The 11,671-nt window shown below is 66.2% G+C and carries 12 protein-coding genes; 3 read left to right on the plus strand and 9 right to left on the minus strand.

Going from position 1 to position 11,671, the window contains the following annotated elements:
* Window positions 1-16: 16 nt before the first annotated feature.
* The 5 genes from HUG12_RS19100 to HUG12_RS19120 form a co-directional block, all read right to left on the minus strand.
* The gene (locus tag HUG12_RS19100) at window positions 17-940 is read right to left on the minus strand and encodes a ring-cleaving dioxygenase (RefSeq protein ID WP_179270302.1); all 924 of its coding nucleotides are present in this window, start codon (window positions 938-940) and stop codon (window positions 17-19) included.
* Between the two features lie 82 nt (window positions 941-1,022).
* Window positions 1,023-1,658: a class II aldolase/adducin family protein gene (locus HUG12_RS19105; protein WP_179270303.1), complete on the minus strand. Its 636-nt coding sequence runs from the start codon at window positions 1,656-1,658 to the stop codon at window positions 1,023-1,025.
* Entirely contained in the window at window positions 1,655-2,359 is a 705-nt protein-coding gene (locus HUG12_RS19110) for an HAD family hydrolase (protein WP_179270304.1), read from the minus strand. The genes HUG12_RS19105 and HUG12_RS19110 overlap by 4 nt, the downstream gene beginning before the upstream one ends.
* Before the next feature lie 86 nt (window positions 2,360-2,445).
* Window positions 2,446-2,967 carry a hypothetical protein gene (locus HUG12_RS19115; RefSeq protein ID WP_179270305.1) on the minus strand — a complete coding sequence of 174 codons (522 nt, stop codon included), beginning with the start codon at window positions 2,965-2,967 and terminating at the stop codon, window positions 2,446-2,448.
* A 193-nt stretch (window positions 2,968-3,160) separates the two neighbouring features.
* Complete coding sequence (locus HUG12_RS19120) at window positions 3,161-3,424, minus strand: Rossmann-fold NAD(P)-binding domain-containing protein (RefSeq protein ID WP_246308093.1); 264 nt, start codon at window positions 3,422-3,424, stop codon at window positions 3,161-3,163.
* 102 nt (window positions 3,425-3,526) lie between these two features.
* Between HUG12_RS19120 and HUG12_RS19125 the strand changes: the two genes are divergently transcribed.
* On the plus strand, window positions 3,527-4,678 hold the full coding sequence (locus HUG12_RS19125; RefSeq protein ID WP_179270307.1) for a hypothetical protein: 1,152 nt from the start codon (window positions 3,527-3,529) through the stop codon (window positions 4,676-4,678).
* Between the two features lie 120 nt (window positions 4,679-4,798).
* Here HUG12_RS19125 and HUG12_RS22075 read toward each other — a convergent pair whose 3' ends face one another.
* The 3 genes from HUG12_RS22075 to HUG12_RS19140 form a co-directional block, all read right to left on the minus strand.
* The gene (locus HUG12_RS22075; RefSeq protein ID WP_218836358.1) at window positions 4,799-5,503 is read right to left on the minus strand and encodes a tyrosine-type recombinase/integrase; all 705 of its coding nucleotides are present in this window, start codon (window positions 5,501-5,503) and stop codon (window positions 4,799-4,801) included.
* Window positions 5,504-5,741: 238 nt separating this feature from the next.
* Window positions 5,742-6,080: a DUF7344 domain-containing protein gene (locus tag HUG12_RS19135; protein WP_179270308.1), complete on the minus strand. Its 339-nt coding sequence runs from the start codon at window positions 6,078-6,080 to the stop codon at window positions 5,742-5,744.
* 93 nt (window positions 6,081-6,173) lie between these two features.
* The gene (locus tag HUG12_RS19140) at window positions 6,174-6,836 is read right to left on the minus strand and encodes a helix-turn-helix domain-containing protein (RefSeq protein WP_179270309.1); all 663 of its coding nucleotides are present in this window, start codon (window positions 6,834-6,836) and stop codon (window positions 6,174-6,176) included.
* 409 nt (window positions 6,837-7,245) lie between these two features.
* Here HUG12_RS19140 and HUG12_RS19145 point away from each other — a divergent pair, with 409 nt between their 5' ends.
* Entirely contained in the window at window positions 7,246-7,887 is a 642-nt protein-coding gene (locus HUG12_RS19145; RefSeq protein WP_179270310.1) for a hypothetical protein, read from the plus strand.
* Between the two features lie 345 nt (window positions 7,888-8,232).
* On the opposite strand, the gene HUG12_RS19150 is transcribed toward HUG12_RS19145, so the two are convergent.
* Window positions 8,233-9,006, minus strand: a complete 774-nt coding sequence (locus HUG12_RS19150) for a DUF5781 family protein (RefSeq protein WP_179270311.1) — start codon at window positions 9,004-9,006, stop codon at window positions 8,233-8,235.
* Window positions 9,007-9,309: 303 nt separating this feature from the next.
* Between HUG12_RS19150 and HUG12_RS19155 the strand changes: the two genes are divergently transcribed.
* Window positions 9,310-11,502: an elongation factor EF-2 gene (locus HUG12_RS19155; protein ID WP_179270312.1), complete on the plus strand. Its 2,193-nt coding sequence runs from the start codon at window positions 9,310-9,312 to the stop codon at window positions 11,500-11,502.
* Window positions 11,503-11,671 lie beyond the last annotated feature (169 nt).

Here is an 11,671-nt window from a genome sequence, read left to right on the forward strand (position 1 = left end):
CTTCCGTCCGCCGACGTCACGACAGGTCCGGTAGCCCTGCCTCGATCTCGCCGCGCCGCCCCTCGAGCCACTCGGGGAGGACCAGCCGCTCGCCGAGTTCGTCGAGGTCCTCGTCGACCGTGTACCCCGGACCCTTCGTCGCGAACTCGAACAGCACGCCCCCGGCCGTCCGCGCGTACACCGATCTGAACCACTTCCGATCGATGATCTCGGTCGGCCGGAGCCCGTGGTCGAGCAGGACGTCGCGCCAGGCCGACTGCTCGTCCTCGGTCACCTGGAACGCGACGTGATGGACGGTCCCGGCGCCGGGAAGCCCCCGCGGGGCCTGCGGGTCCTCGAGGACGTCGACGACGTACCCGAGGTCGCCCCCGGCCTCGTACCGTCGGCGGCCGTGCTCTGCCCCGGTCTCCCGGTACCCCATCTCCTCCAGGAGCTCCGCGGTGGCGCCGGCGCTCGTGAGCGAGAGGGTCACGCCGAAGAACCCCCGGATGGCGCGGTCCGCCGGGACGGGCCCGTCGGGCGGGTCCCCGTCGGGGGCGTCCGCGCGGGCCACGAGCTCCAGCGGGAGCCCGTCCGGGTCCTCGAACGGGAGGACCTCGTCGCCGAACCCGTCGCGCGGGTCGCCGACGTCGACCCCGGCCTCGGCGAGCCGATCGGCCCAGTAGTCCGTCGAGCCCGCCGGAACCAGGAACTGCGTGGTGCTGACCTGGCCCGTCCCCACGCGGCCGGCGCGAGCACCGGGGTACGGGAAGAACGTCATGCTGGTCCCGGGCGACCCCCCGCGGTCGCCGTAGAACAGGTGGTACACCGACACGTCGTCCTGGTTCACGCTCCGCTTGACCAGGCGAAGCCCGAGCACGTCGGCGTAGAACTCCAGGTTCCGTCGGGGATCGCTCCCGATCGCCGTCACGTGGTGGATACCGGGGATGGGCCCTGGCATGGGATCACGTACGCGGCCATCGGTCAATAACGCTGGGTCGAGTCCACGGCGGGAGTGACCGCGGACGCCGGGTCGCGTCCGTCTACTGGCCGTAGCTCTCGAACTGCTCGATCGCCGTGTCGAGTTCGGACTCCGGGAGCTCCGTCGGCTCCCCCACCGAGCGCGCCCGCAGGTACAGCTCCGCGAGGCTCTCGACGTGGTGGGTGTGCTCGACCGCGCTCCCGACGTCGTCGGCGACGACGACGAGCCCGTGGTTCTCGATGAAGCACGCCGTCGCGTCGGCGCCCTCCAGCGCGGCGACGACGTTGGCCGCCAGCTCCTCGGTGCCGTACGGCGCGTACTCGGCGACCGGGACGCGCTTGCCGACCGCGACGATCATGTAGTGGATCGGCGGAAGCGGCTCGTGGAGGACGGCCATCGTCGTCGCCATCGGCGAGTGGGTGTGGACGATGGCGCCCGGCTCCGCGGCGTGCCCGCGGTAGATGTGCCGGTGCATCGGCACCTCGCTGGACGGCTTCATCGCCCCGGCGACCCGCTCGCCGTCGAGGTCGACCACGGGGACGTCGCCGGCGTCGAACGCGTCGTAGGCGACGCCGGTTGGCGTGACGGCGAACCGGTCGCCGCGCCTGACGCTGAGGTTCCCCGTCCGGCCGGGCGTCAGCCCGGCAAGGTCGGGCGCGTGCTCCACCACGGCGTTCCGTTCGGCCTCGAGTGTCACAGTACCACTTCCGTCAGCGCCGTGAAATCGGTGATGGTGTGGTCCGGCCGCCGCCAGTCCGGCAGGTCGCCCGCCTCCTCCGGGCCGTTGAACAGGACCGTCTCCAGGCCGACCGCGTTCGCCCCCTCGACGTCCGACTCGGGCGAGTTTCCGACCATCAGCGCTTCGCTCGGCCGACAGTCGAGCCGCGCGAGCGGGAGCGTGAACATCACCGAGGCGGGCTTCTCCCGGCCGGTCTCCTCCGAGGTCAACAGCAGGTCGACGTGCTCCTCGATGCCGAGCCGGTGGAGCTTCTTCAACTGGATGCGGGTGGTGAGGTTCGTGACGACGGCCACGGCCACCCCCGCCCCCCGGATCGCCGCGAGGGCGTCGACAACGCCCTCGAACAGCGACATCCCGTCGACGTAGGCGTCCCAGTACGCCTCGCCCAGCCGCAGGGCGTCCTCCGAGCGGTGGGTACCCGCGTGAAGGTGGATGGCGCGCTTGAAGTAGAGGAACCGCTCGTGGGCGGAGGCCGTCCCGGCGAGTTCGCGTTTCACCTCGCGGCGCCCCTCCCGGTAGAGCGCGTCGAACCCGTCGCGGTCGAGGTCGTAGCCGAGGTCGCGGAACGTCTCGAACGCCGCCCGCTTGCCGGCCTCGTTGCAGGGCGGGTACGGGTACAGCGTGTCGTCGAGGTCGAACAGCACAGCCTCGAAAGTCATACCGCCGCGTCCGCGGCGGAGAGGTAAAAAGCCCCCTCGGACGGCGCGGTCACGGGGCCGGTCACCCCGTCGCGACCGCCGTCGGCTCAGGCCGAGTCCCGAGCGAACGTGGCGCTCCCGAAGGCGACCGCCGCGCCGCCGACGAGGAGCGCGACCCCGGTACCCGTCACGAGCAACAGCGGGACGAAGTCGCCCGCCGCGTACCGGAGGAACACGCCCGCCGCGAGCGCGAGCGCCAGGGCGCCGAGGGTCGCGAACGCGCCCGCGACGCCCGGCCGCCAGCCGTCCGGCGCGCCGTGGGCCCTCGTCCACGAGGCCGCCAGCGCCGAGAGGAGCGCGAGGACGCCGAGGAACGTCGCGAACGCCGCGTCGTAGGCCGCGGAACTCGTGAACGGCGGCAGGACCGCCTCCAGCGCGTCGAACGCGACGATCGTGAGGTAGCCCGGGATCGCGAACGGCGGGAGGGGGACGGCGTACAGCAGGCCGTACAGGCCGGCGATGACGGCGCCGGCCGCGACGCCGTCGCGGAGGAGGGTTCGGGGCGCGAACGGCTCCCGAACGCTCGCCGATGCGGGGGTCGACGGAGTGGCCGCGGTCGTCGGGACCATACCCCCGGGTTGTGGCGGCTGCACCAAATAGCTGCAGGTCGGTTACATCGGTCGGCTGACTCGCCCGGAAAGCGGATTCACTGGGCCTGTTGAAACCCTCAAGCGATGATAGGTTTCAGTGACCGTGCTGACTACAGGGCGCGTATCGGTCACGGAGCGCACTCGGATTCAGCGTTACGTACAGAGGAGATACCTACCGTTGAGTGGCGTCCGCGTCGTACAGGGGAGAGCGGTCCCGCCGGGCGCGACGGGGTGAGGGGAGGACGTCGGTGTCGGTGAGCGCGGCGGCGGCCTCGACGGTGTTGACGAGGCGCATCGTGCGCGCCATCGGGCCGACGCAGTACGGTGAGGGCGAGAGTACGCTCGCCTTCTCCCTCGCGGAGTCGGAGTCGGAGTCCACGTCGCCCGTGAGGCGGTCGAGTACCGCCTGCACGTCCGCGTCCGGTTCGTCGGCCATCGTCGAAGGTCGCACACGGCGACAGAGAATCGGCGGACGAAGTGGCGAAGGCGGTCGATAGATCATACTGTTTTTACCACTCTCTGTTATTGTTTTTATCCAATGAGGTCCCCGACACGACGCGCGGCGCTCGCCGTCTGCGTCGCCCTCCTTCTCGTCACCGCCGGCTGTAATGGCGGGACGACCCCAACCAGCACCGCTCCGACGACCACTGGCACGCCCACGACGACTGGCACGTGGTCGCCGAATGCCACCGTGGAGCAGTATCCACCGGGCGTCGCGGCGAACGGCACACTCACGAACGCATCGAGACTCGTCAACGCGCACTTCAACGCGACCGCGAACAAATCGTTGGAGCTCACTTATAAGGGAGTGTACTCGGATCAGCGCTTCGTCAACCGCTACGCACACGGCACGAACCAGACGCCGTACTACAGCACGCTCAACAGGACGCACACCTCCGACAGCGACCACAGCATCCGAAGGGCGGGAGAGTCGTACCAGACGGGCTCACATGGCTACATCAAGGATGACGGTGGCACTAAGACGGATTACACCGTCACACAGGACCCCAGCAGCGGCGGCTCCAGTTGGCTGGACCTCGCACCATACACCGCACAGCGGACTATGTGGGGCCATCTCTCCACCGGGAACTACACTGTCAACGGCACCGTCGAACGAGATGGGCAGACGTTTGTCCAACTCACCGCCAACGGGTCCACACCACCGGACAAGCTTCCATCGTACGAGGGGACGGCGCTCGTCACGCCCGACGGCGTCGTCTACAACATCGATGCGTCCTTTGGTCCACCCGACAATGAATACGATGAGTCGATTTCACTCGACACCGACGTGAAATGGTCGGGGGCGCCGCCATGGGTTGCTGACCTCCCACAGCTCTCGCTGTCGGTGGTTCAGGACGGGCGCGCGCTCGAAATTCGGAACACTGGTGGGGCGGCCCTTCCGGCGAACGTATCGTTTGATGTCTACGTGAGAAATACGACTACTGAAACGGTGGAGGACTCAGACCGCTCTACGGCTGACGCGAACGGGACCGTCATCACGGATGCGCGACTCGAACCCGGTGACGCCGTCTACGTGACCGCTGAGATCGACGGGAACTCCTCATCGTTCACACTCCACGACGAACCAACTCGGGGGGACTACACCTTCGGGTTCGCCGGCCTCCGCGGTACGCACGAGCACATTAGCTACCGGTTGGTAACGGGCGTTAAGACCTCCCAGTACGAGTGAGAGACTACAGACCGCGCCGACCTGCTCGCCCACTCGCTCGCTCCGGAGAATCGGACAATCCCCTGAGCGATTGACCCTCTGTATGCAGCAGGAGGTTCCTGAGGGACGTTTGCGAGGTTTCTACCGGTGGTGGACTCGACGCAATGCGTCAGCAGTTGCTGTCCCCGAGATACGGATGTACTTCTGTGCAGTCGCCAGATCACTCCACCCCATCAGGGCCTGTAACGGCACCGGGGCGACGCCTTTGTACGCATGGTAGCTGGCGGCGGTTGCTCGCAGACAGTGTGGATAGACGCGTCCCGGGAGATCAGCCTCGCTGGCCGCAGCCTGTACTCGTCTATTGATCGTTGACCGTGAACGGGGAAATGCATCGTATCTGGAAGCAAAGCGTTCGAAACACAGCTCCAGCCGGAGCGAGAGATCGAACGGAATGAGTCGAGCCGAGGCGACGGTCTTCGGGTGCCACCGAGACGCGATGGCATCCGCGACGGACAGATCATCGTTATGGGTGGCTTCCTGTCGGGCCTGTCGTCGGCAGTACCCACACCGGCACGACTCGTGCTGTGGGATGCGAATCGTTCGGCGGTTCCAGTTCACCCATGCGGTCTGAAAATGTGCGATCTCGCCCGCTCGCAACCCCAGTCGGCCTGCGGGGAGACAGATGAATCGCGCCTCGAAATCGTACGGTTCCGGGAGTGCCGAGCACGCTTCAAGTAGGAGTTCGAACTGCCGGTCTGTGAGGACGTCCTCGTGAGTGTGCCTGGTGGTCAGGGCTCTCCGGTGTCGGTCCGCCCATTCAGTCGCAGGTTGGTTGTGATGGGACACCCGGTGCCATGTTCATGCTGGCGGATTGGAAGTATCGTTCGGTCGTGCTGAATAGAGCGCGCGTATCTCCCGCCATCGTATCGCGTTGTTAGTCTGTCCGGATGACGTCACCTGAGTCATTGTCTTTAAATTCTGCCCCGCCGCAGTCTGGGCATTCATCCTGGAGCGGCACTAACTCCTCGTCGTCGGGAGTCGCCCGCACGAACTCCCCGCAGGCTGTGCACATCACCATTTCCACTTACACCACCTCCGCGATCGAGTAGGCAATCTCGACGAGGGACCTCAGATGGGTGGTGCTCTGCGTCGATGACACGAGGTTCGCGTCCGAATCGTACTCGATGAGGTCTCCCGCCGCGAGTTTCGGCAGATGGCTATGATGGAGTTCGATAGATATCGTCTCGACCGAATCTGACTCGTGGGCATCGGACCCGACCGCGTTGGTCCGAGTGCCGATTTCTCGCGCTAACTCGTCGACTGTTAGCGGCTCGCTCCGGTCCGAGACGATTGTAATGGTCTCCTGGCGGTACGGATGTCCGAGGTTCCTAAGTATCGTCGTGGTCCGTTGTCTCACGTCCATCTGTACGGCCCATAGTAGGCTTGTTGCCTTCAGAATTAACCCTGTTCACACAGGGGATATACGACCCATCGAGTAACGTGGGCTCGAATTGGACTACTCCTCGTCGTTCCGAGCGAGTCCAAGAGCCTCCAACATTACCTTCTCCATCCCGCGCCGGATTCGTTCGGACATCGCTTGCTGGGTGATACCGAGTTCGTCGGCCAACTCGCTCATCGAAGTTTCACGAGGGGTGCTGAAGTAGCCGTATCGGGCGGCGAGCACGAGGGCCTCGCGTTGGTCCGCGGTGAGTCCGAACTCGCGGGCGCGTTCGGAGCGGTCGGTCAGCGAGTAGATCTGCCGCATTTCGACGGTGATGTCGTGCTCCATGCAGTAGTTGTAGAACCGGCCGAGGTGGTCGTGGTCGGGAAAGCGGACGAGAAATTCCATCTGGGCCTGGCCGACGTCGCCCTCCAGAATCGCGCCCTCGGCTTCGACGATCCCCTGGATGAGCATGCCCTGGTCGGGTTTCCATTCGACGCGGTAGAGCGCCGTGTTCTCGAACTGGTCGAGGAGGTCAAAGTCCGTGACCAGGGGGCTCGCCGCAAGGTCTCCCTCGAAACTGGCGATATCGCCCCCATGAACCCAGAAGTAGGGCATGAGCGCGTCCTCTGTCGGGACGATCCGCTCGAACTCCAGGGTCATACTAGGATTCTCACGGACCAGCTGTCCAATGGGGAGTACCTTGGAATCGACCACGAACGAGGCGAGGACAGTCATCTGTGCGGTGAACCAGGCCCTGGAGGCGGGAAAAGGTGTCCCGAGCAGTTTTCACTCAGTAGTATCTGGTGAGTATAGCCTCTATATCTCGAACGCCGGTTCTGACAGCTTCTGGAGAGATCTATCCGGAGCGTGCAAGATACAGGGCGCGTATCTTGTAGGGGAGCCATGTTCAGATCGGAGCAGTCGAATCGGTAAGTGCAGGGAAAGCATTAACCGAGGCACCTTCATTTCGTACACGTCACCTATCTGTCATTCCCTCCCGTTTGTGCTGATTCTACTCGTCGTTAGCAGCGGTTGGATGACGACGACTGGGCCCGTCGAGTCAACATCGACCCTCTTCGAGCAGACGCTATGGGACGCGCCCGAAGGAGAGGGGCGAATCACCGTCTCGACACCTACGTAGTGCTTGACCACACCGATGCTCAATTTCTTTACAGGTAGTTGTGAAATAACGGGCATGAACCGTCGCACAATCCTCGGGACTACAGGTGGCCTGTTGATGACGCTCTCGGGGTGCAGTGATAGACTCTCGGCCTCATCCGATACCGATACACGGACTTCGTCCACGGCGACCGGGACGCCGACCACCCCGTGCGACCGGGAACTCAAGCACATCACCACCGAGAGGACGGTCGAAACCGGGACGCTGGAGGGGTTCGAACTCACGCTCTCCGAAGGATCGGTTCCACTCGCCGGGACGCTCACGGTCCGCTTGACGAACACGACGGACGAGGAGCGGGATTCAGGGATCAAATCGAAGTACGACGTTCAGCGACGGACGGACGCGGGGTGGCGGTCCGTGTTCCGGTACGACGGTCCCGGCTGGGAGGACCTGGCCGTCGGTCACGACCCCGGGGAGGGCTACCGGTGGGAGCTGACGCTCACCGAGGACGGGCTCACGCGACCCCGAGAGGAGGAACTCGGGCCCGCGTACTACGTCTGTGACCCAATTGAGGCGGGAGTGTACAGATTCCTCTACTTTGGCATCTCCTCGCCGAGCGCGAGGCGGTCCGCGCTCGGTAGGGAGTTTACCGTCATAAGAGATTGAGCGGTGACGACATCGGTTTCATCCGAACGGTCCACTCGCTTCCGGGCCGACCTTGGACCGCGAAACCGTAGCCCGACCGACTTGACCGAAACCACTGGGAAGATGCGAGCGTGTTTTCTCCGCCGTCTCGCTCAGCAGGGATCTGGCCAATGTCTGTGATGAATACACAGACCTTCTTAGCGACTGTTTCGTCGCTGGTGGCCTGAAACGAACACCGGCCGGCTACTGCATACATCCTCTGTATCTTGCACGAGTTTCTGTCATCAGCTGAGGGTTTCAACAGAGCCGATTCGCTCGGGCCGCAGGTACGACCGGTGGACGCTGCCGGCCGGGTCGCTCGACGGGTCAGTCCGCCGCCGCCGGCCCGTCACCCGACCCGTCCGCGTCGACCGCGTACAGCCGGGTCGCCTCCACGAGCGCCTTCCGGTGCTCCGATTCGGTGGGGTCGGCCGCCAGCGAGCGGAACAGCCGCCTGAACGCGGGCAGGTCCACCTCCGGCGCGTCGTCCGCGGCCGCGTGCGCGAGGTCGTACAGCCGGTGGTCGGACGCGACGAGGTCGTGGCGGTCGCACATCGCCAGCGCGAACGCGGCGTTGACGGCGGTGATGTCGGGGTCGGTCGCGCCCGTCAGCAGCCGCGAGTCGGGGTGGTGGTGCTCGCGGGGCCGGTCGGCGACCGCCGCGGCCAGCTGCGACTCGAAGAACGTGACGAGTTTCCCGGCCGGTCCCACCGAGAGGGTGATGTCGTCGGCGTAGATGTCCTTCATGTGGTTGGCGATCTGATAGCAGTGGGCCAGTCGGCGACGCTCGATGGAGTGGCCCGAGAGTGCGAGGAACAGCGCCTCGTCGGTCGACTGGACGTGTGAGGGGTGTCCCTCCTCGTAGCGGGCCATGTGGGCGAACTCGTGGAGCGCGAGTTCGCGGGCCATCGCGCTCGTCGCGGCCTTCCGCGAGATGTTCAGCACGTGCCGGTCGTCGTAGTGGCCGGCCCAGGTCCGCTCCTCGGGGTTCCCCCGGACGCGGACGTGGACCGGCAGGTCGAGGTCGTGCTCGGTCTCGAAGAGGGACGCGGCCCCCAGGAAGGGGTCGACGGGACCGTCGCCCCGCAGTCGTACGTCCATTCGAGTGGAGTACACGGGCCGAATCGATTTGACTCTTCCCCCGCCAGATGCCCCGTGCTGCCGTCCCCGTACCGGTCGCGCCCGTCCACGGGGACCGACCGTCGTCCGGCGAGGTCCGGCGCCGAGCGCGATCGGACGCCCGCGGCGGTCGGACGCCGAAGGGTGGTCGGCCGCGGGGGACCGTCCGACGGGAGGCGGTCGGGTACGCGAATCGTTATCATGCGGCTGGAGACGCCCGCAGACGCCGCTTTCGGCGTCGGCAAAGCACTACCCTTTTGACCGGGCGTACAGTAGCGCCCGGTAATGGGCCGACGAAAGAAAATCGTACAGGAATGTGAGACGCTGATGGACAATCCGGAGCAGATCCGGAACATCGCCATCGCGGCTCACGTGGACCACGGCAAGACGACCCTCTCCGACAACCTCCTCGCTGGCGCGGGCATGATCTCGGAGGACACCGCGGGCGAGCAGCTCGCGATGGACACCGAGGAGGACGAGCAGGAGCGGGGCATCACCATCGACGCGGCGAACGTCTCGATGACCCACGAGTACGAGGGGGAAAACCACCTCATCAACCTCATCGACACGCCCGGCCACGTCGACTTCGGCGGCGACGTGACCCGCGCGATGCGCGCCGTCGACGGCGCGCTCGTGGTCGTCGACGCGGTCGAGGGCGCGATGCCCCAGACCGAGACGGTGCTGCGGCAGGCGCTCCGCGAGGGCGTAAAGCCCGCGCTGTTCATCAACAAGGTCGACCGCCTCATCAACGAGCTCCAGGAGGGGCCCCAGGAGATGCAAGAGCGGCTCCTCGACGTCATCACCGACGTGAACGAGCTCATCCGCGGGATGACCGAGGAGATGGACGACATCACCGAGGACTGGACGGTCTCCGTCGAGGAGGGCACCGTCGCGTTCGGCTCGGCGCTGTACAAGTGGGGCGTCTCGATGCCCTCGATGGAGGCGACCGGCATCTCCTTCGGCGAGGTCATCGACATGGAGCGGAACGACGAGCGCGACGAGCTCCACGCGCAGACCCCGCTCTCGGACGTCGTGCTCGACATGGTCGCCGAGCACTTCCCAAACCCGCTCAAGGCCCAGCCGTTCCGCGTGCCGCGCATCTGGCGCGGCGACGCCGAGTCCGACGTCGCCGAGGACATGCGGACGGTCGACCGCGGGGGCGACATCGTCTTCATGTGCACCGACATCGGGATGGACCCCCACGCGGGCGAGATCGCGACCGGCCGCGTCTTCTCGGGCACCCTCGAGAAGGGCCAGGAGCTGTACGTCTCCGGGACGGCGGGCCGGAACCGCGTCCAGTCGGTCGGCATCTACATGGGCGGCGAGCGCGAAGAGCTCGACCGCGGCGTCCCCGCGGGCAACATCGCCGCCGTCACCGGCCTGAAGGACGCCATCGCCGGCTCCACCGTCTCCGACGTGGAGATGACGCCGTTCGAGTCGATCGAGCACATCTCCGAGCCGGTCATCACGAAGTCCGTCGAGGCACAGAACATGGACGACCTGCCGAAGCTCATCCAGACGCTCCAGCAGGTCGCCAAGGAGGACCCGACCATCCGCGTGGAGATCAACGAGGACACCGGCGAGCACCTCATCTCCGGGCAGGGCGAGCTCCACCTCGAGGTCATCACCCAGCGCATCCAGAAGAACCAGGGCATCCCGGTCACGACCGGCGAGCCCATCGTCGTGTTCCGCGAGCAGCCGCAGGAGGCCTCCCGCGAGGTCGAGGGCGTCTCGCCGAACCGGCACAACAAGTTCTACATCACGGTCGAGCCGATGGCCCAGGGGATCGTCGACGCCATCCAGCTCGGCGAGGCGACGATGGACATGCCCGAACTCGAGCGCCGCGAGGCGCTCCAGGAGGCCGGCATGGACAAGGACACCTCCCAGAACGTCGAGCACATCCACGGGACGAACGTCCTCATCGACGAGACGAAGGGGATCCAGCACCTGAACGAGACGATGGAGCTCGTCATCGAGGGCCTCGAGGAGGCGCTCGACGACGGCCCGCTCGCGGCCGAGCCCGTCCAGGGCGCGCTGTTCCGACTCCACGACGCCCGGCTCCACGAGGACACCATCCACCGCGGCCCGGCCCAGGTCATCCCGGCGGTGCGCGACGCGGTCCACCGCGCGCTCATCGACGGCGAGGTCCGGCTCCTCGAGCCGATCCAGGACGTCCGCATCGACGTGCCCAACGAGTACATGGGCGACGCCTCCGGCGAGATCCAGGGTCGCCGCGGCCGCGTCGACGACATGTACCAGGAGGGCGACCTCATGGTCATCGAGGGCATCGCGCCCGTCGAGGAGATGATCGGCTTCTCCAGCGACATCCGCAGCGCGACGGAGGGTCGCGCCTCGTGGAACACGGAGAACGCAGGCTTCCGCGTGCTGGTCGACAACCTCCAGCGCGAGACGATCATGGAGATCCGCGAGCGGAAGGGCATGAAGCTGGAGCTGCCCCAGTCGATCGACTACATCTAGGCGTACCGGTGCGGGCCGCTTCCCGTCAGTGCGGCCGCGACCCGCACGCCGTTTCGGCCCCGTCGGCCCCGATTTCTCCGGTCGTTCCCGACGTGCAACCGGGCCAGTGCGATCGCTCGTCCGATACGGAAGAATCGCTCCGGAGAGGGTTGCACGGTCGATTTAACGG

The organism is Halorarum salinum (genome assembly GCF_013402875.1).
GTDB lineage: Archaea > Halobacteriota > Halobacteria > Halobacteriales > Haloferacaceae > Halorarum > Halorarum salinum.